Annotated in this window: 21 protein-coding genes, 3 pseudogenes and 1 riboswitch; of the genes and pseudogenes, 7 read left to right on the forward strand and 17 right to left on the reverse strand. The window is 60.9% G+C overall.

What is annotated here, in order from left to right:
* Nucleotide 1: 1 nt before the first annotated feature.
* Nucleotides 2-922 (forward strand): nucleoside hydrolase, encoded by a 921-nt coding sequence (locus tag ISN39_RS15350; RefSeq protein WP_194728108.1) that lies wholly within the window; start codon nt 2-4, stop codon nt 920-922.
* Nucleotides 919-2,706: an adenine deaminase C-terminal domain-containing protein gene (locus tag ISN39_RS15355; RefSeq protein WP_194728109.1), complete on the forward strand. Its 1,788-nt coding sequence runs from the start codon at nt 919-921 to the stop codon at nt 2,704-2,706. Before ISN39_RS15350 ends, ISN39_RS15355 begins: the two co-directional genes overlap by 4 nt.
* Nucleotides 2,707-2,847: 141 nt before the next feature.
* Here the strand turns inward: ISN39_RS15355 and ISN39_RS15360 are convergent, their stop codons facing one another.
* From ISN39_RS15360 to ISN39_RS15385, 6 genes are all read right to left on the reverse strand, one after another.
* On the reverse strand, nt 2,848-4,023 hold the full coding sequence (locus tag ISN39_RS15360) for a M20 aminoacylase family protein (protein WP_194728110.1): 1,176 nt from the start codon (nt 4,021-4,023) through the stop codon (nt 2,848-2,850).
* An 85-nt stretch (nt 4,024-4,108) separates the two neighbouring features.
* Nucleotides 4,109-5,614 carry a tripartite tricarboxylate transporter permease gene (locus ISN39_RS15365; RefSeq protein WP_194728111.1) on the reverse strand — a complete coding sequence of 502 codons (1,506 nt, stop codon included), beginning with the start codon at nt 5,612-5,614 and terminating at the stop codon, nt 4,109-4,111.
* A 9-nt stretch (nt 5,615-5,623) separates the two neighbouring features.
* The gene (locus ISN39_RS15370; RefSeq protein WP_022715709.1) at nt 5,624-6,085 is read right to left on the reverse strand and encodes a tripartite tricarboxylate transporter TctB family protein; all 462 of its coding nucleotides are present in this window, start codon (nt 6,083-6,085) and stop codon (nt 5,624-5,626) included.
* 151 nt (nt 6,086-6,236) lie between these two features.
* Entirely contained in the window at nt 6,237-7,220 is a 984-nt protein-coding gene (locus ISN39_RS15375; RefSeq protein ID WP_194728112.1) for a tripartite tricarboxylate transporter substrate-binding protein, read from the reverse strand.
* A gap of 199 nt (nt 7,221-7,419) precedes the next feature.
* A complete protein-coding gene (locus ISN39_RS15380; RefSeq protein ID WP_194728113.1) occupies nt 7,420-8,748 on the reverse strand; it encodes a sigma-54 dependent transcriptional regulator in 1,329 nt (442 codons plus the stop codon).
* Nucleotides 8,745-10,496 carry a sensor histidine kinase gene (locus tag ISN39_RS15385; protein WP_348651971.1) on the reverse strand — a complete coding sequence of 584 codons (1,752 nt, stop codon included), beginning with the start codon at nt 10,494-10,496 and terminating at the stop codon, nt 8,745-8,747. Before ISN39_RS15385 ends, ISN39_RS15380 begins: the two co-directional genes overlap by 4 nt.
* 233 nt (nt 10,497-10,729) lie before the next feature.
* On the opposite strand from ISN39_RS15385, the gene ISN39_RS15390 reads away from it, so the two are divergent.
* A complete protein-coding gene (locus ISN39_RS15390) occupies nt 10,730-11,392 on the forward strand; it encodes a sulfite oxidase-like oxidoreductase (protein ID WP_194728114.1) in 663 nt (220 codons plus the stop codon).
* On the opposite strand, the gene ISN39_RS15395 is transcribed toward ISN39_RS15390, so the two are convergent.
* From ISN39_RS15395 to ISN39_RS15405, 3 genes are all read right to left on the reverse strand, one after another.
* Nucleotides 11,377-12,015, reverse strand: coding sequence for a hypothetical protein (locus tag ISN39_RS15395; RefSeq protein ID WP_194728115.1), 639 nt, complete (start codon nt 12,013-12,015; stop codon nt 11,377-11,379). The genes ISN39_RS15390 and ISN39_RS15395 overlap by 16 nt on opposite strands.
* An 87-nt stretch (nt 12,016-12,102) precedes the next feature.
* On the reverse strand, nt 12,103-12,819 hold the full coding sequence (locus tag ISN39_RS15400) for a CbtA family protein (protein ID WP_194728116.1): 717 nt from the start codon (nt 12,817-12,819) through the stop codon (nt 12,103-12,105).
* A 12-nt stretch (nt 12,820-12,831) separates the two neighbouring features.
* Nucleotides 12,832-13,041 (reverse strand): CbtB-domain containing protein, encoded by a 210-nt coding sequence (locus tag ISN39_RS15405; protein WP_194728117.1) that lies wholly within the window; start codon nt 13,039-13,041, stop codon nt 12,832-12,834.
* Between the two features lie 49 nt (nt 13,042-13,090).
* Nucleotides 13,091-13,160, reverse strand: a riboswitch (cobalamin riboswitch).
* A 92-nt stretch (nt 13,161-13,252) separates the two neighbouring features.
* Here ISN39_RS15405 and ISN39_RS15410 point away from each other — a divergent pair.
* On the forward strand, nt 13,253-13,810 hold the full coding sequence (locus tag ISN39_RS15410; protein ID WP_194728118.1) for a histidine phosphatase family protein: 558 nt from the start codon (nt 13,253-13,255) through the stop codon (nt 13,808-13,810).
* Between the two features lie 365 nt (nt 13,811-14,175).
* On the opposite strand, the gene ISN39_RS15415 is transcribed toward ISN39_RS15410, so the two are convergent.
* Nucleotides 14,176-14,511, reverse strand: coding sequence for a hypothetical protein (locus ISN39_RS15415; protein WP_074069568.1), 336 nt, complete (start codon nt 14,509-14,511; stop codon nt 14,176-14,178).
* Nucleotides 14,512-15,300: 789 nt separating this feature from the next.
* Between ISN39_RS15415 and ISN39_RS15420 the strand changes: the two are divergent.
* Nucleotides 15,301-15,980, forward strand: a pseudogene (locus tag ISN39_RS15420) (DNA adenine methylase).
* Here ISN39_RS15420 and ISN39_RS15425 read toward each other — a convergent pair.
* The gene (locus ISN39_RS15425) at nt 15,977-16,174 is read right to left on the reverse strand and encodes a hypothetical protein (RefSeq protein ID WP_022715719.1); all 198 of its coding nucleotides are present in this window, start codon (nt 16,172-16,174) and stop codon (nt 15,977-15,979) included. The pseudogene ISN39_RS15420 and the gene ISN39_RS15425 overlap by 4 nt on opposite strands.
* A 223-nt stretch (nt 16,175-16,397) precedes the next feature.
* Complete coding sequence (locus ISN39_RS36005) at nt 16,398-16,616, reverse strand: hypothetical protein (RefSeq protein WP_156886475.1); 219 nt, start codon at nt 16,614-16,616, stop codon at nt 16,398-16,400.
* A gap of 38 nt (nt 16,617-16,654) precedes the next feature.
* Between ISN39_RS36005 and ISN39_RS15430 the strand changes: the two genes are divergently transcribed.
* Nucleotides 16,655-17,065, forward strand: a complete 411-nt coding sequence (locus ISN39_RS15430; protein ID WP_194728119.1) for a hypothetical protein — start codon at nt 16,655-16,657, stop codon at nt 17,063-17,065.
* 55 nt (nt 17,066-17,120) lie between these two features.
* Here the strand turns inward: ISN39_RS15430 and ISN39_RS15435 are convergent.
* Nucleotides 17,121-17,381: pseudogene (locus ISN39_RS15435) on the reverse strand (hypothetical protein).
* A 427-nt stretch (nt 17,382-17,808) separates the two neighbouring features.
* Here ISN39_RS15435 and ligD point away from each other — a divergent pair.
* Entirely contained in the window at nt 17,809-18,852 is a 1,044-nt protein-coding gene (gene ligD, locus ISN39_RS15440) for a non-homologous end-joining DNA ligase (RefSeq protein ID WP_194728120.1), read from the forward strand.
* 218 nt (nt 18,853-19,070) lie between these two features.
* Here the strand turns inward: ligD and ISN39_RS15445 are convergent.
* The 4 genes and pseudogenes from ISN39_RS15445 to ppk2 all read right to left on the reverse strand — a co-directional run.
* Nucleotides 19,071-19,792: pseudogene (locus ISN39_RS15445) on the reverse strand (vitamin K epoxide reductase family protein); the annotation flags it as partial.
* Nucleotides 19,793-19,805: 13 nt separating this feature from the next.
* Nucleotides 19,806-20,024 (reverse strand): hypothetical protein, encoded by a 219-nt coding sequence (locus ISN39_RS15450; RefSeq protein ID WP_246763239.1) that lies wholly within the window; start codon nt 20,022-20,024, stop codon nt 19,806-19,808.
* 64 nt (nt 20,025-20,088) lie between these two features.
* Nucleotides 20,089-20,298, reverse strand: coding sequence for a hypothetical protein (locus ISN39_RS15455; RefSeq protein ID WP_074070413.1), 210 nt, complete (start codon nt 20,296-20,298; stop codon nt 20,089-20,091).
* Nucleotides 20,299-21,481: 1,183 nt separating this feature from the next.
* A complete protein-coding gene (ppk2, locus tag ISN39_RS15460; protein ID WP_194728122.1) occupies nt 21,482-22,312 on the reverse strand; it encodes a polyphosphate kinase 2 in 831 nt (276 codons plus the stop codon).
* Between the last annotated feature and the right edge of the window lie 24 nt (nt 22,313-22,336).

Consider the following 22,336-nt stretch of genomic DNA (forward strand, 5'->3'; position numbering starts at 1 on the left):
CATGGGCGTTTGGATCGATACCGATATGGGCTTTGACGACATCGCCGCCATTCTGGTGGTTGATCAGTCTAAGCTCGAGATTGACGGCGTCTCGCTCGTCTTCGGCAACACGCCGCTGACTCAGGTGCAGGCAAACGCCGCTGGTGCCATGCAAACCTTCGGCTGGACATTCCCCATTCATACCGGCCGCGCCCAACCAGTCCTGGGCAAGTTCGAGACCGCTCAGGCGATCCTCGGCGATACCGGCATCCCGACGATCGGAAGAGGCCTGCCCGCAGCGGCGGCGCTTGCAATGAGCGACGCCTTCACTGCTCTTTGCCGCTGGCTTGAGGCTGACGGTCCGCGCCGTATCCTGGCGCTTGGCCCGCTGACGAATATCGCGGCGGTGGCGCTCGCGCGTCCGCATCTTGCTGCCCGCATCACCGAACTCACCTGGATGGGCGGCAGCGTCACTGCCGGCAATCATACGGCCTCGGCGGAATTCAACGCCTTTGCCGATCCCGAAGCGCTGGCGATCGTCATCGCCCACGGCATGCCGCTGCGTATGGTCGATCTCGACCTCTGCCGCAAGGTGCTCGCCAGACCGGAAGACGCTGAACCCGTGCGCAGCGCGGGCGGCACGAGGGCCGAACTGCTGGCCGACATGTTTGCCGGTTACATCCGCATCGGCACCAGCCGCGGCCGCCCCGCCATGGCGATCTACGATCCGTGCGCCGCCGTGGCATTCGTGGCGCCGGATGCTGTGAAGTTTCATCCCGCCCGTATCGATGTCGAGCTGGGGGGCCGGTTGACCCGCGGCCGCACGGTGGTCGAGACGCGCGACACGCATGCCACGTTTAACGCCCAGTTCGCCGCCGATATCGACGCCGAGACGGCGCGCACCATCATCCTCGCAGCCCTGGTCAACGAGGCCCGCACATGAACGCACAGCTTGGGCGGGAACCCGCAGACATCAATGATCCGTCGCTGCGCGCCCGCGCCGTTGCCGCCGCAAGGGGTGCTGCCCCGTTCGACGCGCTGATCACCAGCGGCAAACTGCTCGACGTGGTCACCGGCCGCTTCCGCGATGCCGATATCGGCCTCGTCGGCGCACTGATCGCCAGCGTGCATGCGCCGGGCACCCGCACCGACGCGACCGAACGCATCGATGCCGGCGGCACGTTCGTCACGCCCGGCCTGATCGATACGCACATGCATATCGAAAGCTCGATGGTGACGCCTGCCGAATATACCGCGGCCGTCCTGCCGCGCGGCGTGACGACGATCCTGTGGGATCCGCACGAATTCGCCAATGTGCACGGCCTTGACGGCGTGCGCTGGGCGATCGAGGCTTCCCACGCTCTGCCTTTGCACATGATCCTGCTCGCCCCGTCTTGCGTTCCTTCGGCACCCGGCCTGGAAATGGCAGGCGCCGACTTTGACGCTTCGGTCATTGCCGGAATGCTGCGCTTGCCGGCGCTCGGCGGCGTTGCCGAAGTCATGAACATGCGCGGCGTCATCGACGGCGATCCGCGCATGAACGCCATCGTTCAAGCGGGGCTCGCCTCGGGCAAGCTCGTCTGCGGCCACGCTCGCGGGCTGGAAGGCGCCGATCTCAACGCCTTCATGGCGGCCGGCGTCACCTCCGATCACGAGCTGACCTCCGGCGCCGACCTTCTCTCGAAGCTTACCGCCGGAATGACGATCGAGCTCCGCGGCTCGCATGATCACCTCCTTGAGGAATTCGTCCAGACGCTGAACGGCATCGGCCATATGCCGCCAACTGTGACGCTTTGCACCGACGACGTCTTTCCGGATGAACTCGAAAGGGATGGTGCCCTCGACGACGTCATCCGGCGTCTGGTCCGCTACGGCATGAAGCCGGAATGGGCACTCCGCGCTGCGACGTTCAACGCCGCCGAACGCCTGAAACGCAACGACCTCGGCCTGATTGCCGCCGGACGACGCGCAGATATCGTCCTCTTCGAAGACCTGCAGGACTTCAAAGCCCGCACGGTCATCGCCAATGGCCACGTGACGGCGCAGAACGGCAAGCTTACGTCGCCGGTCCATTCGCTCGACTCCGCGCCGCTTACCAATTCCGTCAAGCTTTCGCCGCTAACCGAGGACGACTTCAAAGTGCCGTCGAAGGGCAATCGCGTCCGCATCGCCACGATCGACCGGCCGCGCTTTACGCAATGGGGCAAAGCCGATGCCGAGGTTAAGGACGGTTTCGTCGTTCCGCCGCCGGACTGCGCCATGATTGCCGTCGCCCATCGTCACGGCAGGGCGGATGGCCGCCCGCGCACCGGCTTCCTGAAGGGCTGGGGAAAATGGCGCGGCGCTTTCTGCACCACGGTATCGCATGACAGCCATAACCTCACCGTCTTCGGCGGCAATGCACGCGACATGGCGCTCGCTGCGAACGCCGTCATCGCGGCCGGCGGCGGCATGGCCGTTGCCAGGGATGGTCAGATCGAAGCGTTGCTGCCCCTGCCGCTTTCCGGCCTCGTCACCGAAATTTCGCTGAAGGACACCGCCTCCGCCTTCCGCAATATTCGCAAGGCAATGGAAAAGATCGTCGACTGGCAACCGCCCTACCTTGTCTTCAAGGCCTGCTTCGGCGCGACACTCGCCTGCAACACCGGCCCGCATCAAACGGATCGAGGGATTGCGGATGTCTTGACGGGAAAGGTGCTGGAAAGTCCGGTGCTGGAGATTTTGTAGCGGACGGGGGAGCTTGCCGCTCCCCCCGTCCGACCTTCGGGCGAAGTTATGCCGCTGACGAGAAGAGGAAGGTTGGGGCATCGCCGCGAGCCCCTTCTCCCTCGGTTCCGGCAGGCGGATGGAGGAGAAGGCCGCGAGCTCTTATGCCGGGGACGTCAACGCCTGCTCCACCAGCTTCACCCAATAAGCCACGCCATAGCCGATCGCCGCATCGTTGAAGTCATAGGCGGTATTATGGTGCAGGGCACCGTCGACGGCAGGGCCATTGCCGAGCCACACGTAGCAGCCCGGCGCATTCTGTGCGAAGAACGCAAAGTCATCGCCGGCCGTCGAAGGCGGAAAACTGGTGCGCACCTTCTCCCCCAACACCGCCCGTGCAGCAGCCAGGGCCTGTTGCGTTGCATTGGCATCGTTGACGACCGGCGGAATGCGCCGCTCGAATTGATAATCCACGGCAATGCCGTACATCGCCGCCGTGCCCTGCGCGAGGCGGCCGATTTCCGCTTCGAGCTGATCGCGCACGTTGGCGCAATAGGCCCGCGCCGTCCCGCCGACCTCGACCGTGTCCGGGATGACGTTGAGCGCCTTCGGGTCACCCGCCTGCAGCGAACAGGCGCTCACGACGGCGGGCTGCAGCGGATCGACGACGCGGCCGACGATCGTCTGCAGCGAGGCTAGGAAGGTGCCCGCGGCGGTGATTGGGTCGCGCCCGAGATGCGGTTTTGCGCCATGCGTGCCCGTCCCGCGAAAGGTTATGCGCCAGCTATCGGAAGAAGCAAGCTGCGGCCCTTCGACCACTGCAATCTCGTCGACGGCAAGTCCCGGCATATTGTGCAGGCCGTAGACGGCATCGCAGGGAAAGAGCTCGAAGAGCCCCTCTTCCACCATCCGCCTCGCGCCGCCTCGCCCTTCCTCTGCCGGCTGGAAGATGAAATGCACGGTGCCCGAAAAGCCCTTGACCGCCGCCAGATGACGTGCCGCGCCGAGCAGCATGGCGGTATGACCGTCATGCCCGCAGGCATGCATCTTGCCGGCCACGGTCGATTTATACGACCGCTCGGCAATCTCCGGCATCGCCAGCGCATCCATATCCGCACGAAGCCCGATCACTCGCGTGCCGCTGCCGGCCTGCAGCGTGCCGACGACGCCCGTACCGCCAAGTCCGCGATGCACCTTGATGCCCGCCTCCTCAAGCAGCTCCGCCACGATGCCGCTCGTGCGCTCCTCCTCGAAGCCAAGCTCGGGATGGGCGTGCAGGTCACGGCGCAGCGCTGTGAGAAAAGCCAGATCGTCCTTGATCCGCACGGGGATGTTCATGGGCCTGGATGTCCTGTCATACGAAACGGGCGCCAAAACGGCGCCCGCGTCAGGTTATCCTTTGTTCAACAAAGAGCGGCGAACTTCAACCCTCCTCGACGAAGACCTCTTCGCGCTTCTTCTTCACGCTCGGCAGGAAGACGACGATGAGGACTGCCGCGGCGATCGCAAGAAGGATCGCGCTGATCGGCCGCGTGACGAAGGTCGTCGGATCGCCGCGCGAAAGGATCATCGCCCGCCGCAGGTTTTCTTCGAGCAGCGGACCCAGCACGAAACCGAGCAGCAGCGGTGCCGGCTCGCATCTGAGCTTGGCAAGCAAGTAGCCGATAAAGCCGAAGAAGGCGACGGAATAGAGATCGTAGACGTTGGAATTGACGCTGTAGACCCCGATCGAGCAGAAGGCCATGATGATCGGGAAGAGCACGTAATACGGCACTGTCAGCAGCTTCACCCAGAGCCCGATCAGCGGCAGGTTCAGGACGACGAGCATCAGATTGCCGATCCACATCGAGGCGATGATGCCCCAGAAGAGCGCCGGCTGCTCGGTCGCAACGTTCGGCCCTGGCACGATCCCCTGAATGATCATCGCGCCGATCATCAGCGCCATCACCGGATTGGCCGGAATGCCAAGGGTGAGAAGCGGAATGAACGAGGTCTGCGCACCAGCATTGTTCGCCGACTCCGGGCCTGCGACGCCGGCAACGGCACCCTGGCCGAATTCCTTCGGCTTGTTCGAGATGCGCTTTTCAACAGTGTAGGAGGCAAAGGACGCGAGGATCGCACCTCCGCCCGGCAGGATGCCGAGAGCCGAGCCGATCGCCGTGCCGCGAAGCACCGGCGCGATCATCTCCTTGAATTCTTCGCGTGACGGCAGCAGCCCGGAGACCTTTGCTACCAGCACCGTCCGGGTCTTTTCTCCTTCCAGGTTGCGCAGAATTTCGGCGATACCGAAGACCCCGACGGCAAGTGCCACGAAATTCAAGCCATCCGCATATTCGCGGATGCCGAGCGTGAAGCGTGGGGTGCCTGTATAGATATCCGTTCCGACGAGGCCAAGCAGCAGCCCGAGCACGACCATCGCCAGCGCCTTGACCACGGAACCATGGGCGAGCGCGATCGACGACACCAGGCCGACGACCATCAGCGAGAAATATTCCGCAGCACCGAAGCGCAGGGCGATATCGGTCAGCGGCGGCGCGAAGATCGCGACGAGGAAGGTCGAGACCGTTCCGGCGAAGAAGGAACCGAGTGCGGCGATCGCAAGCGCCGCCCCTGCCCTGCCGCGCCGCGCCATTTGGTAGCCGTCGATGGCCGTCACCGCCGAAGAGGATTCGCCCGGCATGTTGATCAGGATCGCCGTCGTCGAACCGCCGTACTGCGCGCCGTAGTAGATGCCGGCGAGCATGATGAGCGAAGACACCGGCTCAAGCTGGAAAGTGATCGGCAAAAGCATGGCGATTGTCGCCGTGGCGCCAATGCCGGGCAGCACGCCGATCAGCGTACCGAGCAGAACGCCGATCAGACAGAAGAAAAGGTTGGCAGGCGTTGCTGCCGTCGCGAAACCGAGTGCCAGATTGCTGAAAAGTTCCATCGCGGCCTCCTAGAACCGGACCCAGGGGCCAAAACGCTCGAACGGCAATCCGAGGCCGTAGCTGAACACGCCAACGGAAAAGGCCGTCAGCAGAACCGAGAGCAAAATCGCGTGGAGCACCGTCATCCGATGCGAGGCGAAGCAAGCAATGAAAGCGGTCAGGAAGATCGAAGGCACAAATCCCAGCCCCCGAACCGTCAGCCCAAAAAAGATCGGCGCAGGCAGGATGAACAGCATGCCACGCCAGGCAAGCGGCCCCATCGGCTCGCCCTGCACGCGGATCGCTTGAACAAAGACGACCGCGCCGAGAATGATCAGCACCGCTGAAAGCAGCAGCGGGAAGTAACCCGGCCCCATGCGAAGCGTGGTCCCCAGGTCGAGACTGTAGGATTGGATGGCGAAAAATGCGCCGGTCGCGACAAGCAGCGCGCCGCAGATCACATTGGTGGTATCGAAACTAACCGATTTCATGGTGTCTCCGTGGGTTGGAGATGGTTCCCTCAGCGCAAGTGGTTTTCCCTCATCCGGCTGCCGCCACCTTCTCCCCGCCGGGGAGATGATGCCAGAATTCCCTCCCCCCAGTGGGGAGAGGGTTAGGGTGAGGGGCCAGAGGCACTACACCTCAATCCGCATATTCGCCGGCAGCGTCGATCACCGGCTTCCAGCGGGCGATTTCGCTTTCAAGCTTCGCCTTCAGGGCAGCAGGCGTAGCGTCGGCCTCCGGCGATGGCGCGGTGCCCAGTTCTGCAAAGCGAGCCGCGACGTTCTGGTCCTTCAGCGCAACTTGCAGCGACTTCGACAGGCGCTCGTTGACCTCTGCCGGAGTGCCCTTCGGCGTGTAGATGCCGTGCCAGATGCCGACTTCAAAACCGGGCAGACCGGCTTCGACCGCCGTCGGGATATCCTTCATGATGTCGAGGCGCTTCGGCGAGGTCACGGCGTAAGCCTTGATCGTGCCGCCCTTGATCTGCTTCGTCGTGTTGGTCGTCTGGTCGCACATGACGTCGACCTGGCCGCCGAGAAGATCGGTCATCGCCGGGCCGGTGCCCTTGTAGGGAACAGTCGTCAACGGCGTCTGGATAGCGCTCATGAACATCATGCCGCAAAGATGCGAGGCTGCGCCGATACCGGCGTTCGCGACCGTCACGCTGTCCTTGTTGGCCTTCACATATTCAATAAGGCTCTTGAGGTCGGCCGGTTCGAAATCCTTGCGGGCAACGATCGTCATCGGGACTTCGGTGACGAGACCGACATATTCGAAGGCGCCGAGCGTGTCATAGGCGAGCTTGCGGTAAAGCGTGGCGCTGGTGGCCATGCCGATGTGGTGCAGCAGGATGGTGTAGCCATCCGGGCTGGCTGAAGCCACCCGTCCCGCGCCGAGCGTACCGCCCGCACCGCCGACATTTTCGACGACGATCTGCTGGCCGAGGTCCTTCGACATGGATTCGGCAACGAGGCGGGCAACCGTATCGGTCGGGCCGCCGGCCGAGAAAGGAACGACCATGGTGATGGTGCGCTCGGGATAGGTCTGCGCGGATGCGCCGCTTGCGAGAAGCGAAACGGCAACTGCCGCCGTCATGCCAAGCATGGCCTTCAGAATTTTCATCTTTTTCCTCCCTGATGAAAACAAAATACCACCGACGCTTCCCACGCGCCAATGGAGATAGGGCCATTAGCACGCCCCGAACCGGCTACGGCAATCAGCCCCGCTCCGCCCTTTGCCCGAATTCCGCATGGGTGCAGCGCAGCATGGGTCGATTCGGACACAAACGCGTTTAGCGATGTGTGGAAATCCACCCATCGAACTACTCGGAAACGAGCAGTTTCTTATCGAGGCCGTATTTCTGCATCTTTTCGTACAATGTCTTGCGGGAAATCTGCAGCGACTCGTAGACCGGTTTGAGGCTGCCGCCATGTGCAACAAGGGCGCTCGCGATCACGCTGCGCTCGAACTCCGCAACCCGATCGGCAAGGCCGCTCACCTCGCCCAGCTGCCGCTCGCCGTCGAGGCCGAGCACGAAGCGGTCCGCTGCATTGCGCAATTCGCGCACATTGCCAGGCCAATCCCGCTGGGCGATGTCGGAAATCACCTCGGGCGGCACTGCCATCTCGTCGCGGCCGTAGCGTGCCGCTGCCTCGCGGACGAGCTGGAGGAACAGCAGCGGGACATCCGGCCGCCGCTGCGCCAACGCCGGTACGTGCAGTGTTGCGACATTCAGCCTGTAGAGGAGATCGGCGCGGAAACGTCCCGCAGCGACTTCGGCTTCGAGATCGACCTTGCTGGTCGCAATGAAGCGCACGTCAAGCGGGACGACCTCGTTCGAGCCGAGGCGGGAAATGACCCGCTCCTGCAGCACTCGAAGAAACTTTGCTTGGAGGTCAAACGGCATCGATCCGATTTCATCGAGCAGGATCGTGCCGCCGCGCCCGTGCTCGAACTTGCCGTAACGCGGCCGCACCGCACCGGGAAAAGCACCTGCCTCATGGCCGAAGAGCTCGCTCTCGATGAGGTTCGCAGGCAGCGCCGCGCAGTTGATCGCGATGAACGGCCGGCTCGCACGGGCACTGATGTCATGCAGCGCCCGGGCAACGACCTCCTTGCCCGCGCCGGTCTCGCCAACGATTAGTGTGTCGGCGTCGCTCGCCCCGATTGCCCGGATACGGTAGCGTAATTCCACCATCACCTGCGTGCGGCCCGGCAAACGCGCCTCGATATCGTCGCGCTTTCCAGCGACGGCCTTGAGCAGCCGGTTTTCCAGCACGAGGCTACGGCGTTCCATGGCCCGCCTTATCACTCCGGCCAGCATCTGGGGCGTGAACGGCTTTTCGATGAAATCATAGGCGCCTTCGCGCATCGCCTTCACTGCCAGCTGCACGTCGCCATGGCCCGTAACGAGGATGACAGGCACTTCCGCATCGATCTCGCGGATCTTCTGCATCAAAGTCATGCCATCGGTGCCCGGCATGCGGATATCGCTGACGACGACCCCGGCGAAGCTATAGCCGATCAGCTCCAGCACATGGTCGGCATGGGAAAACGTCTCGACGTTGAAACCCGAAAGCTCCAGCGCCTGCGCCGTCGACCGGCGCAGCTCTTCCTCATCGTCCACCAGCAGGATCTTCTGTTCGCTCACTCGGCCGCCTCCGGCATTATGCCCGTCGCCGATTGCAGATCGATGCGGAACACGGCGCCTCCCTCCGGATGATTGGAGGCCGCCAGGCTGCCGCCGAAATCCTTGATGATGTTGTAGGAGATCGAAAGCCCGAGCCCCAGTCCCTTGCCGACGCCCTTGGTCGTGAAGAAGGGATCGAAGATGCGCTCGGCAATCGCCGCCGGCACGCCCGGTCCATGATCGCGTACCGTCAGCACCACCTTGCCCTTTTCTTCGCAGGCCGTCACCTCAATCCGCCGGTCCTCGATCCCTTCGACGGCATCGGCCGCGTTCGAAATCACGTTGACCAGCACCTGCTGCAAGCGGACGGACCCGGCGCGGACGACGGGTGGGCGGATGCCAAGATCGACCCGCAGGTCGGCATCCGCCGCCTTCAGCCGCCAGGCGATGATCTCCAGCGTATCGCGGATCGCCTCGTCGAGCGGCACCGGGCCGAGCTTCTCGTTCGGCTTGCGCGCGAAGTTGCGCAGATGCTTGCTGATGGATGCCATGCGGTCGATAAGCCCGCCGATGCGCTGGATATTGTCCTGCGCTTCTGCAGTCCGCCCGCGGTCCAGGAGCACGGCGGCGCTGTCCGTATAAGTCTTTGCGGCGGCAAGCGGCTGGTTGAACTCGTGGGACAGTGCCGCCGACATCCGGCCGAGACCGGCAAGCTTGCCTGCCTGGATGAGATCGGCCTGCGTCTGGCGAAGCTGTTGTTCGGTCAGCCGCCGCTCGGCGATCTCCTCTTCGATGCGGCTGTTGACGCGGGCAAGGTCGGCCGTGCGCTCCTCGACGCGCCGCTCCAGCTCGTTGCGCGCTTCCGCCTGCAGATGCAGGCGCTCGTTGAGCCGCATCCGCCGCTGCCGGAGAATCGCGATCGCCAGCCCGGCGATGCAGAGAATGAGGAAGACGGCGCCAAGCGCGGTGCGCGCCTGCGTGCGAATGGAACCGGTGTCCATCAGCACGTTCACGGTCCAATCCGCGGCCGGCATATAGTGCGAGAGCACCAGATATTCCTTTTGCACACCTTCTTCGACAAGCGACATCAACTCATGCTCGTCGAAATGGCTGCGCGTGATCGGCAGCGCGGTCAGCCTCGCATTCGCGTAGCGGCGGGACGCTCCGGTACGCGCGATGCGGTCTGAGGTCAGGGGCAGAATGCCGTTATAGAGCCAATCCGGCTTGCCCGACATGAAGATGATGCCCTCGGGGTCCGATACGAAGATGCGGTATTCCCCGCCGCTCCACGAAGCCTCGATCATGTCGATATCGACCTTGAAGACGATGACGCCGCGGATTTCCTCGCCTGCATAGATCGGCGAGGCAAAATAATATCCGCGTTTCAGCGAGGTGGTTCCGAGCGCGTAGAACCGGGACTGGCGCCCGGCAACGGCATCCTGGAAATAGGGGCGATAACTGAAATTCTCGCCGACGAAGCTGCCCGGAAGGTCGAAATTGCTTGCCGCAATCGTCTCGCCATCCGGCTTGATCACATAGATATCGGAGGATTTCAGAAGCCCGTTGATTTCCTTGAGATAGAGATTTGCCGCATCGCGCAGCGCCTGGTCCTGCGGGCGGCTGACCAGTTCCTTGATGTTGTCGTGATCGGCAATCAGCGCCGGCAGCGCTTCATAGCGGTTCAGGTGGCCACTGAGCGCGGAAACCGCGAGCCGCAGCGCAGTCCCCGCCTGCGATGACGCCTCGCTCATATAGGCGCGTGTTGCCATCGCCCCGCCATAATAGAAGAACGCGAAGACGACGAACGGCACCGAAAACAGCGCGGCTATCAGCCTGTATCTGGACGACAGGTCCGCCTCCTCCCCTTCCTGCCTCCTCTCCTGGGAGGCATACCCGACGCGCCAAGTCTAATGACCGGATAACGGATTTCCAAGAGGCGCTTTGCCTTGACTCACCCGGAGCCCGGATGTCCTATTGCGCCACCGCGATGAGGACACCCCGCATGAGCGACGAGCAACCCCCCGCCGACAGCAAACTCACCACTTCGAAGCGCCGCTGGGCCGCCGAAGGCAAGTTCCTGACAGGTCGCATCAGCCGTCCGGAAACCGAGCGCCTGCCGCCCGGCCAGCATCTCGTCAAGAACTGGCCCGTCCTCGATCTCGGCCAGCAGCCGGTCATCTCGCTGGACACATGGCGTCTGGAAGTGCGCGGGCTCGTCGAGACACCGCTGGACCTCACCTGGACGGCCTTTCAGGCGCAGGAGCAGAGCACCAAGGTCAGCGACATTCACTGCGTCACCACATGGTCGCGCTATGACAACAAATGGAAAGGCGTTTCGACACGCGATCTTCTCGATCTCGTAATGCCGAAGCCGGAAGCCAGTTACGTCATGCTGACAAGCTATGACGGCTATACGACCAACCTGCCGCTTTCCGATTTCGCGGCCGAGGATGCGATCCTCGCGACATCATGGGAAGGCCTGCCGCTGACGCGCGATCACGGTGGCCCCATGCGCCTGGTCGTGCCGCATCTCTACTTCTGGAAAAGCGCCAAGTGGCTTCGCCGCATCGACCTCATCCCGGCCGACGAGGCCGGCTTCTGGGAAAAGAACGGCTACCACATGTACGGCGACCCATGGCGCGAGCAGCGCTATACGGATGACTGACCGCGAAGCAGGCGCATGGCCGCGAAGTACACGCCGAAGAGAATACCCACAAGCGCCGATAGCGACGCCATGCTTGCCGCGTGGATCGGGATTTCGCTCCAGCGCGGGCGCACGATATCCGCCGTGTTGAACGCCTCGCCGCTGAAACGGCAGGTGATCAGCGAAAGCCCGCGCCGCACCATCTCGGCATCGGCATCCGCAATGATCGCCGATGCGGCCTCCGCTTCCTGCGGCATGGCGCGCATGGCGATCAGCACGGCCTTGGCCGCCGCCAGATAAGCATGGGCGCATTCGTTGAACGGGCTCCGCTCATCGGTGACGCTGCCGGGCATCCGCCCCCAGAAGCAGTAGGAATACTGGATCTGCGCATAGTTCAGCACGCGCCTGAACGGTTCGCTCGTATCAGTCGCCTGCGAGGCGAGATCGATGATCCGGTGCCGATAGCCGGCGATGACCGCCATCTCGCCATGCGAAATTTCGGGGATGGGGATGCCGGCATGGCTGCCAGCGGAACTGCTGCTGTGCGCTGAAGCGTTTCCGGCGGCGGAAAAAAGAAGTGCTGCCAGACCTAGTTTCGCCAGCCCTCGCTTCGCGCAATTTCGATAATGAGATTGCCTAAACATTGCCAAGCTTTCCCTCATCCCTGTGACACACGGGAATGAGGAGTTCTCTTTTAACGAGCCACGACGAGGCAACGCACCAAGCCCGAATTACCGGAATGCCGGACGCAGTCGCTTTTCCGCCAGCACGCCGAAGACAATCCCAAGCGCCGCCCACAGAATGACATGCATGCCGAGCGAGGCCGTGCGAAAACGCCAGAGCACCGTGGCCGAATAATTTTCCGGCACCTCGTTGATCGGCGGCAGCAGGTACTGAACCAGGCCGATGAAGACGAGATAGGCGGCACCTGCGAGGATCGCCGCATTCCAAATGCCGAAGCGGGCAGAGAGATTGCGCGCCAGCGCCACTGCGGCAATCAGCGAGGCAACGGAAACGACGATCATCAGGAAGAACACCTCGGTGCGCACGCCGATCGTATCGGGAATGCCGACCGCAGGCGGGTTGGCGGGGTACTTGATCGCCGGAACGAGAACGATCGCAACAAAGGCGGCAAGCGCGATCACTGCGGCCGTGCCGCGAGCGTCGAGCCGGCTGAAACGCCCATGAACGAAGGCGAAGGCAAGAGCAAAGAGGCCGCCAACCGCAATCGCATAGGTCATGACGCCGGTGAAGAGGCCGAGACCGGCCTGTGTGGCGCGACTGACGAGTTCCGGTTCAGCGGTTTCACCTGCCGCCCGGGCAGCGGCTTCTTCGAAGGCAATCGCCTGATCGACCAGCGGCTCACCGAATGTATAGGCAAAGACAAAAACCAGGATGCCAGCGATCACCCCCGCGAGCATGCCACGGAGCAAAAGATTTCCAACCATGTCTGTCGTCCTTTAGTGGCAGGGGAAGCCGAGAAGGTGGCGGCCGTCATGCACGAATTCGTGGACGTAGCCGCCGGAAAACAGCGCCGTGGCGCCCTCTTCCGTGCCGACGAAATAGATGGCGATGATCATCAGCAAGCCCCCGAAGATCGCCCAGGGCAGGATTTCTCCTACCGGGATCGGCGCGGGTGCTACGATGGGCTGAAGAGCGGTGTCAGACATGTTTTCCTCCTGGAAGACGCGTTCAGTCGAAAGAGCGTTGTACGGTAGGGTCTGACTTCCAGCCTGCTTTCGCATCCTGGTCACAGTGGCGCGACCGCGCCGGATTTTCACCGGCTTCCAAACCCGCAACATGATCGTTATATCTGCGCGCGGAGAACTGTCAACGAGACTTGATCTCGCTCCCCATCGCATTTCCGGAGATCGAAGGAACGTGCATACCCGGCTCACCTGGATCTGCCACGGCCCGACAAGCGCTGGTCGCAATGGTCGCTTCCCTCTCGATGAACCGCTTGAAGAAAGCGCCGTCGCGGAGACGCGGGCAATTGCCGGTCGGCTGCAGCGCGCCGATCGAGTCCTGACGAGTCCGGCGCTGCGCGCGCGCCAGACTGCCGAAGCGCTCTCGCTCGGCTCTCTTCCCGATCCGCTGCTTGCCGACTGCGATTACGGCAGGTGGGGTGGGATGGCGATCGCCGATCTGCAAATGCAGGAGCCTGAAAATCTGCTCGCCTGGATGAGCGATCCGGAATCGGCCCCGCATGGCGGCGAAAATATTAGGCAACTCGCAGAGCGGGCAGCCCAATCGATGGAAACGCAATCGGTGCTCGGCGGCCACGTCATCGCCGTCAGTCACGCCGCGCTCATCCGCGCTGCGATCCTGAACGTGCTTCAGGCGCCGCTTTCCTCTTTCTGGCTCGCGGATATCGAACCGTTATCCATCATCCGCATGTCCCATAACGGCCGCCGCTGGGCGCTTCGCTTCGGCGACTGAAGCCGCTATAACGCTAATTTTTCAAGGAATAAATTAGATCAGCCTTACGCAAGCAAGTTGCGTCATAGCTATTGAACCCGGTTTACCGGGCGCTAAGTCCTTGCCCCGAGGAGACCGGCCATGACCTATGATTGGAGTGGGGAGCGTACACGGCGCATGCGTCTTTTGCGGATCGCGACCGCCGTTATTCTCGTCGCCCTGGTTGTCAGCATTCCGTTGCTGATGACATAGGCGAAAAAGGCGAGCAGCCGTCAAACTGCTCGCCTTTCTTTAGCTCTATCGAACTGGAACGCGCACAGCACTCTGCGATCAAGCGATGACTCGCCAGGATTTTCTGTCGGGACATTCCTTTTCGTGCTTGCCCTTTAGTGCTTGATAGTCGTCCCGGTCACCGACACTGGATCGCTGGCCGGAAACGTATCCTCGAGCCCCTCGTCAAGCTGCTCCTCGAGGGTCAATCGATCATGGGACGCGCGCGCGCTCAGCCTGACGCTCATCGTTTCGCCCTCCGGGGCCTTGGAGGACGCGATTTGGCTCATCAGCTCCTTTGCCTTTTCTATGGCATTCTGCCGATTGAGCGAGCGTTCAGCGTCGTTCTTCAACTGGACGGAAACGATCTCGCCGCCGTCGCCGACGAATTCGACCGTAAAGCCAGCCTTCCCGCCGCCAATGGGGGTAACCTGTGTTCCAACGACCTGCATTGGGGATTTCCTCTCTTTGAACGCCAAAAGGAAAACGAAGATACCGCCCGCTTGGTTCCAAGCATTGAGGATTCAGCGCGGCTACAGCATTGGAGCGCCCGACCTGAGCGATAGATGAAGTTTTGTACCGAAATCAGGAACGTCTACGATTTGTCGCATGCCTCGGAAGGCGAAGGCATGAGCTCGACATCCGTCGCGCTCAGTCCAGGTCACTTTTGACCGTGTAGTCGCTCATTTGCCCATACCTCTCGCTCGGGTATTCTGGCAGCCGCCGGGCGCTAGAGCGTTTTGTTCCGATCCTTTAAGCCAATAAGCTTTGATGGCGGAAGGGGCTGGAAGAATTATTTCTCGGCGCCATTTACTGAATTCTAATAAAGGCAATGGAGTTTAGGAGCATGGCTCGGTGAGGTCCCACGTTTTATCAGCCCGAGAGACGTCGAAATCGAAGGCAATGGCGATATCGACACGCTGAGAAAGCCGAAGACCTCGCCGGTCATGCTCCTAAGCAGCAAGTGGCCGAGTGCCCCTATGACTTCCGTGGCGTGGCACACGAGACATATTGCGTGTCCTAACACGCGATGCGTGTGATGACGCATTGGGAAAAGAAGCCCCGCAAGGGGACGGGGCTCAAGATATGATGAGCAGCGCCCTAGAGCGGGCGACGTCGGAAAGTACGCTTCATAGCTCGCATCTTCAAGATGCAGAACTCAGGCTCAAAGCTGCGTCTATGGCCAAGTCTCCTCGTTCGAAGCCTCTCCTTTCCACCGAAGGGCCCCTCCGGCGGCGTGCATCGACCGCAAACGATCGCCTGCGCCGTGCTGGTTAAGATGATTGCGGCCGTGCGGCATGTCGTCTACGCGGAGCCTTTCGTGGGCATGGGCGGCGTGTTTTTCAGGCGAGTGCCGCGTGGCGAGGTGATCAACGACCGCAACGGCGAGGTGGTAAACCACGGGTTCCTGCAGCGGCACTACCCGCAGTTCATGGACACCCTGAATTCAAGATCACCAGCGGGCGGGAATTCGAACGCCTCAAAAGCTGCGATTCCGCCACTTTGACAGACCTCGAACGCGCGGCTCGCTTCATCTATCTGCAGAAACCCGCCTTCGGTGGAAAGGTCGCGGGGCAGAATTTCGGTGTCGATACGACCGGCGGGCACGCTTTAATCTCACCAGGCTGGCACGGCTCCCGGACGACGTCCATGAACGCCTCGCAGGTGTCGCAATTGAGAACTTGGATTGGCTTTACCTCGATCCGCCGTATTTCGGCAGCGAAGGCGACTACGGGAAAACGCTGTTTGGCCGGGGGCAGTTCGAAGTCATTGCGGAGCCCTTGCTCGCATCAAAGGCAACTCCATTCTGTCCAGCAACGACGTTCCGCAGATCCGCGATGTATTCAGCCTTACCTTCGCAGAAGCGGAATTGACCTATCGCGATGTGAGTGGCTGTGGCCATAGTCGCGCGAAGGGCTAGTCTTCTGACCTTCCGAAGTGCCCGCCATGGGCTTCATCGTAACGGTGGAGCGCATTCAGATAACCTGAAAGCGCTTCTGCTAGCGGACGCGACAAGCCTGTCTGGAGATGGCTCTTCCAGGTGGCTATCTCGTCGGTGTCACTGTCGACAACACGGTATTTGGCGTTGCCCTCTGCCTCAATCCGATACTTCATGACCCAGTCACCCAGCAGGTTTTGATGATGAACTAGACATCGCCAGAACGGTTTCAACCGCCCTTGTCAAACAGTTCGAGCGGCGAAGCAGATTAATTAATCCGGCCTACTTGGTTCCAACATCTTGTCTCGAAAGGAGAGCGAGCCACGCGCTTAGGGGCGCTCACCGCTTCTGCCAGCAGAATGACAGACGATCAAAAGGGAGCAAATTAGCTAAAACGGCTTAGGCCCTTGTGCCTTCGGCGGAGGCGCCGGGTTCTCCGGAAGCCGAATGCCTCTTTCTCAGGGCATCGATAATCTCCATGGCGGTCAATTCATCAAGACGTCTTAGCGGCAGAGTTTCAGCAATGACAGCGACCTTGTGCGTCTGCGTATCGACAATCGACCAGCTGCCATCCCCGTCGCGTCTGGCGTAATACTGCGGGCGTATTCGCATATTCACGTCGGCCTCTGCCTCTCGGTCATGCTCACGACTAGCTGTTGCAAGCTATCTTCGATAGTGACGCCGTGCTGATAGAAATAAATGATCTGGCTTGCGAGTTCGACGCGCTCATAATCGCTCGTTATGTGCCCGGTAGCGCAGATATCATCGAAGACTCTCTTGCAGATCTCAATATCTTCGGTAGCGAAATAGCCTCTGCTCATGCTCGGTTCCCTAAACTCCTAAGAATTCTAAGAGAAAGCCCCGCCGGAAGCGGGGGTAAAGCGGCCTTCACGAAAACATATCGTGGCAAGGGCTCGTCTAAGAGAGGGCAAAGCGAGCCCAAGCCACTGGCTCAGTACTTAGGGATCATCCCGCAGCACTTGAGATCACGCAGCTTCAGCGACTGGTGGGAAGATGAAACGCGTGATCGCAATAAACCGGCAGGGGAAGGAAAAGTTCCCGAGTGATTGGCCCCGCCTCTAAATGAGGCATCGGGCGACCGCCGAGCATTCAATACCGATATTATCCGTAGATAGGTCGAGCACCGCGCTTGCACTTGATCTCTTCTTTGTACTCTCCGTCGCCCCATTTCCGCTTAATCTAACATCCTCCGCGACGATACTCTTCCTTGTATGCTCTTCGTTCGTATCGGGGTTCACCATAGTAGCGATCGGAATGCCACCGCCCATGGCCGCTTTCGTCCTTCCAAGGATCGGCCGATGCGTCGCCAGCACACATGGTGAGTGCCACGCCCGCTGCGGCAGCGATGGTCAGCATCTTCATGGCTCGCACTCCTGCTTCCCGGTCCCAGATCAAAGCTGTACTTGATGGCTTCGTTTCGACGATCGATCCTGAACGCCGGATGAAGAGAACATCGGTTACCGTCCATGCAGCTCGTTGATCTTCTCCTATGGCTCTTCGACCTTTCTCGATGCCTCTCGCGCCGTGGGTGCCCAGCCGTTGGTGCGGCAGGATGCTTTGCCTCTGCCAAGGGATGGTGTTGATGGCCCATCGTCACTGGCGGGCGCGCGATCGGCTGGTTAGGTCGAGATAAATGCGCCCAAACTGCAAATCTCCATCCAACGAAACAATGTCCTGGTGGCCCTCGCCGAGCCATGTCTCTCGCCATTTGTATTTCGACTGATATTCTTCCGTCGTCATTGCCTCAAATTTGGTTTTCTTTTTAAGCATTCCCTGATGTAATCATCAGATGGCCAAGTCTCCAGCTTCAAAGCCGCTGCTCGCATCCGATAAGCCGGTTCGATCCCGGCCGCGCAAGCCACGCGATCCAGCGCAGCCGAACCTTCCCCTCGATCCCATGCCGGACCGCATCGAGCCGTGCCTGGCGCTTCTTAAGCCGAAGCCGCCGAGGGGCGAGCAGTGGGTTTACGAAATCAAATGGGACGGGTATCGCCTGGCGGTGCATATCGAGCCTCAGCGCGTGCGCATCATCACGCGCGGCGGCCATGACTGGACGCATCGTTTCCCCGCGATCGAGCGGGCCGCCAAGCAGCTCGGCGTGGCGACAGCGATCATCGATGGCGAGGCAATCGTGGTGGATGAGCGTGGCCGGTCCGATTTCGGGCTGCTGCAGCAATCGCTCGGCGGCCGGGGTGGCAAGCGGACTTCCGGCGAAGCGCTCTTCGTGGCGTTCGATCTGCTCTATTTCGACGGGCATGATCTGCGGCAACTGGAGCTTTTTTCGCGACGCCATCTGCTCGAAGGGCTGATCATCGATCGGGAGGGCGTCATTCGGCTGTCGGAGGAGTTCCAGGCGGACGGCGACAGGCTGCTGGAGCTTTCCTGCGAGCATGGGCTCGAAGGCATCATCGCGAAGGATCGCCGTAGCGAGTACCGCTCCGGCCGCCTCGGCGACTGGGTGAAAATCAAGTGCCTGCAGAGCGACGGCTTCGTGATCGTTGGCTATGAACTTTCCACGGTCGCGCGGGCCGGCATCGGCTCGTTGCTGCTGGCAGCGCGCAAGGGTGACGGCCTGGTTTATGTCGGCAATGTCGGGACCGGCTTCAACGAACGCACGGCGCAGGAGCTGCGCGAAAAGCTCGATCGGCTGAAGGTCACGAAACCGCCGGTCACATATGACGGAAGGCGCAAGGGACTGGTCTGGGTGCGGCCGACGCTGATTGCCGAGATCGAGTATCGCGCGTGGACGCACGATGGGAAGCTGAGACATGCCTCTTACAAAGGTCTGCGGGATGAAGAGGACGACGCCACGATTTATGTGCTGGACAAGTAGTCCTGACCCTAGCCGGCCCTTTGGGTAATGGTGCGCTGAAACGTAAAGTTTTTTCAGTCCCGTAAACTCCCGATTGGAACTTGAACCGTATATGACCTCCTCGCAGAGGGGAACGTCTTCCCACCGGCGAGCGGTTTCACGGAAAACTGAGCTTTCATCGCGGCCGGCGGCGCCTTTACATTGGCGCGCGACACGCTGCAAATGCAGCATCTCACTTCTTACACGATCAGCCGGTCCCAACTGCCGTAGTGCTCTTCGCTGCGCTTGCCGCGCGGCAGGCTGAGCCCGATCAGAAACAGGCCGGCGGCGACGTCGCCCGCGGTTCCGAGACTCGTTGCGCCCTGGAGCACGAACGGCGATGCGGCGATCCAGGCGCCGAGCAGCACGTTCAGGAAACGCGCCGGGCGGGCGACTTCGGCCATGGCGGTGACGGCGACCAGGATCACCAGACAACCGAGGATATGGTCGCTGAAGTAGAGCGGCGGCGCGGTGCCGAAGACAAGCGGCGAAAACATCAGGAATGCGCCGATGGCGGTGCTGGCGACGAGCGTCCAGGGGAAGTTGACGCCGCCGGTAACGAACTCGCGCAGGATGGCCGAGGCGGGACGGTCGAGATCAGGTTTGGGCGTCTGGTCCTCCGACAAGGACGGACCACCGCGCCAGAAGGTCCGCCAGAATAGCTCTCCCGCGCGTTTTGCGCCATAGAGGTATTGGCAGCTCACCAGCACCTCGTCGATCGAATAGGGCACGAGTACGACGGTGACCGCCGCCTGGACGATACACAGCGTACACAACGCGCCGATCAGGGGCGGCTGGATGATGACGAAACTGACGCTGACCACTCCCAGCGGGATGATCAGCAACCCGAAAAGCAGTACCATCCACGGCATGGTGCGCCAGCGGCGGCGATCGCCCCCGCCAAAATATCGAGGACGTAAGAGCATCCATGTATTTCACATAGGCCGCTTCCGCTTATTAGCGCTGGCCTTGTCCTTCACGACCTTATCAAGTTGCTCTCTGTTCAAGAGAACATCAGTCTCTCCTGGCTTGCCGTCGGGATGGCTGAATTTCATTCCCTCCTCTGCCGGCATATCGAGTGCCTGTTGGGCATTCATAATGCCAAGCGGGACGCGTTTACCGTCGACCTTTACCGTCGCCTCGACGATCTTCATATCTCGCACTCCTTCTCTAAGGCAAACGCTGGAAGGAGTGCGATCGTTCCGATAGCGCCAGCGACTATTCCGCGGGCTCTTCGTCTTCTGACACGCGGTCAGTCTTCTTCAGCAAAACAAGCTCATCAGATTTCGTCTGATTGTCCGTCGTGACGGTCGCTGTGGTCATTTTTTTGTCGACGGCCGCGTTGTTCTTGGCGTGGTAGGCGCAGTCGGCAAATGCCATTGGAGCGGATAGGCCAATGGCCGCCGCCATTATTAGAAGCATCTTCATGGTCTTCTCCTTCTGGCTCGCGGCAAATCCTAACCTACAATCCACTGCGCTCGAAATCACAATCCTGTTCCGGGCGCAGCTGCCGACTCGTCCACTATCAACACCAATGAAACGGGTCATCGGCTCCCCTATTTTTGTCACCAGGACACCAATCCTCCATCCGAGCGGTGTTTGCTCGCACAATGACCGGCGAGCCGGACATTCCACTGGTGGTAGCCGTGTCAACGAGAAAAAGCGGAAGCTCGTCAACCCATAAGTCCGGTTCCGAAGCAATCGTGCCTCGCTTCCAGAGCGGAGTTCCGACGACCACCACAGCGCCAGAAAAACCGCTGCGACTCACCACCGGGAAGCGGTTTTCATTCGTGTGGCATACGCGAAAGAAAGACCGCCTCAACCTGGCCAGTCGAGACGGTCAAGACGGATGCGTTATCCGTCGGCCACGGTGCGTGGACGCCGAAGCCACCGAGGCGCTGCTGCTCGCCTCATCGGGGGGGTGGGGGGGAATAATGAGGCGATGAAGGGAACCTATCAGCAGACGGCACCTTGCGAAATTATACAGAGGTTGTCCGAATCTTGGGCGCAGGTATGCGGCGTCCAAACGGGTTGCATCCGTGTTGCAAGTAATAAACTGCAACACATTGAAAAGCCCGGAAATGCGCTGTGTTCCTTGTCGGCGCATTCTGGAATTTGTGGGAATTTCCGGTAATAAGTGGGAAATAGCGCAAACGCCTGAGAGGGCAAGGATTTGAGGCAGTCACGCCGGTGGGTTTACCCGGCTACAGTGCTGTTAGTGCGGCACAGCAAAACCGATGAGTTAGCGGACACCGACAGGTCCCCAAGCGCTTGGCTCAATTCAAAAAATTCTCCAGCGGACTTTGAAGGCCTTTAAATCATTGAAAGATAAGACTTCATACCCTTGCCCTTGGCAGCCGCGCGCACGTGCTCAATTCACGCTGATGGCTGAGCGCCTTGGCCGGTTAAGAGGCCGCTTCATTCTGTCGATCAACGACGTACCTGAGATCCGAGACATTTTTGCCAAGTTTGCCTTTGCTGAAGCTGAATTGACATACACAATATCGGTCGCCGAGAGGACAGCAGCGCGAGAACTGATTATTACGCGATAAGGCCTGGACTAGTTGGAAGCGGGAGGCGCCGTTGCTCCATGGCGCCCCTTGTCCTTCCCTCACGTAACTCCGGCGACCACATCGGGCACCACGTTGCGGACGCTTTCGTCCTCGACGTAGTCACTGGGCCGCTTCTGACGCTTGCCGAGTTCCGGCTCGTGAAACTTTATCTTTTCGTACGGAATCGAGTTTAGGATGTGCGAGATGCAGTTGATGCGCGCCCGTTTTTTATCATCCGATTGCACGATCCACCATGGGGCGTGCCGGCTATCCGTCGCCCGGATCATCTCGTCGTAGGCTCGCGAGTAGTCCCACCACCGGCGGTATGACTCGACGTCCATTGGGCTGAGTTTCCACTGTCGCAGCGGGTCTTCGATCCGCCGTCTGAAGCGCCGATCCTGTTCTTCCTCGCCTACGGTCAGGAAGTACTTCAGGAGCGTGATGCCGCTTTCCACGATCGCCGCCTCAAAACGAGGAGCCACCTCGAGAAAGCGCCGCGCCTGCTTATCCGAACAGAATCCCATGACGCGGTCCACGCCAGGCCGATTATACCAACTGCGATCGAAGATGACGATCTCGCCTGCGGCCGGCAGATGCGCCATGTAGCGTTGCATGTAGATTTGCGACTTTTCGCGATCAGTCGGGGCCGGCAGCGCAATTACGCGAAAGACCCGTGGACTGACGCGCTCGGTAATTCGCTTGATCATCCCGCCTTTGCCGGCAGCGTCCCGGCCCTCGAAGATGATCACGATGCGAGCTCCTGATTTCTTCACCCAAGCCTGCAGGTGCGCAAGCTCGACTTGAAGTCTCGCGATTTCCTTGTCGTAGTTCCAGGACTTCTTGTTTTTCTGTTTTTCGCCAATTTCCGTGTCGTCGTGACTCTTGTTCATGACTTCCTCCTCGCCCTTTTACGG

It is taken from the genome of Rhizobium sp. 007, assembly GCF_015353075.1.
GTDB lineage: Bacteria > Pseudomonadota > Alphaproteobacteria > Rhizobiales > Rhizobiaceae > Rhizobium.

What these genes read in the sequence shown, in the direction of transcription:
- ISN39_RS15405 (WP_194728117.1), bottom strand. Translation starts at nt 13,041, where the DNA reads ATGTCTGACACCGCTCTTCAGCCCATCGTAGCACCCGCGCCGATCCCG.
- ISN39_RS15425 (WP_022715719.1), bottom strand. Translation starts at nt 16,174, where the DNA reads ATGAAGTATCGGATTGAGGCAGAGGGCAACGCCAAATACCGTGTTGTC.
- ISN39_RS15350 (WP_194728108.1), top strand. Translation starts at nt 2, where the DNA reads ATGGGCGTTTGGATCGATACCGATATGGGCTTTGACGACATCGCCGCC.
- ISN39_RS15370 (WP_022715709.1), bottom strand. Translation starts at nt 6,085, where the DNA reads ATGAAATCGGTTAGTTTCGATACCACCAATGTGATCTGCGGCGCGCTG.
- ISN39_RS15455 (WP_074070413.1), bottom strand. Translation starts at nt 20,298, where the DNA reads ATGAAGATGCTTCTAATAATGGCGGCGGCCATTGGCCTATCCGCTCCA.
- ISN39_RS15400 (WP_194728116.1), bottom strand. Translation starts at nt 12,819, where the DNA reads ATGGTTGGAAATCTTTTGCTCCGTGGCATGCTCGCGGGGGTGATCGCT.
- ISN39_RS15365 (WP_194728111.1), bottom strand. Translation starts at nt 5,614, where the DNA reads ATGGAACTTTTCAGCAATCTGGCACTCGGTTTCGCGACGGCAGCAACG.
- ISN39_RS15415 (WP_074069568.1), bottom strand. Translation starts at nt 14,511, where the DNA reads ATGCAGGTCGTTGGAACACAGGTTACCCCCATTGGCGGCGGGAAGGCT.
- ISN39_RS15450 (WP_246763239.1), bottom strand. Translation starts at nt 20,024, where the DNA reads ATGAAGATCGTCGAGGCGACGGTAAAGGTCGACGGTAAACGCGTCCCG.
- ISN39_RS15385 (WP_348651971.1), bottom strand. Translation starts at nt 10,496, where the DNA reads ATGGCAACACGCGCCTATATGAGCGAGGCGTCATCGCAGGCGGGGACT.
- ppk2 (WP_194728122.1), bottom strand. Translation starts at nt 22,312, where the DNA reads ATGAACAAGAGTCACGACGACACGGAAATTGGCGAAAAACAGAAAAAC.
- ligD (WP_194728120.1), top strand. Translation starts at nt 17,809, where the DNA reads ATGGCCAAGTCTCCAGCTTCAAAGCCGCTGCTCGCATCCGATAAGCCG.
- ISN39_RS15390 (WP_194728114.1), top strand. Translation starts at nt 10,730, where the DNA reads ATGAGCGACGAGCAACCCCCCGCCGACAGCAAACTCACCACTTCGAAG.
- ISN39_RS15395 (WP_194728115.1), bottom strand. Translation starts at nt 12,015, where the DNA reads ATGTTTAGGCAATCTCATTATCGAAATTGCGCGAAGCGAGGGCTGGCG.
- ISN39_RS15375 (WP_194728112.1), bottom strand. Translation starts at nt 7,220, where the DNA reads ATGAAAATTCTGAAGGCCATGCTTGGCATGACGGCGGCAGTTGCCGTT.
- ISN39_RS15355 (WP_194728109.1), top strand. Translation starts at nt 919, where the DNA reads ATGAACGCACAGCTTGGGCGGGAACCCGCAGACATCAATGATCCGTCG.
- ISN39_RS15360 (WP_194728110.1), bottom strand. Translation starts at nt 4,023, where the DNA reads ATGAACATCCCCGTGCGGATCAAGGACGATCTGGCTTTTCTCACAGCG.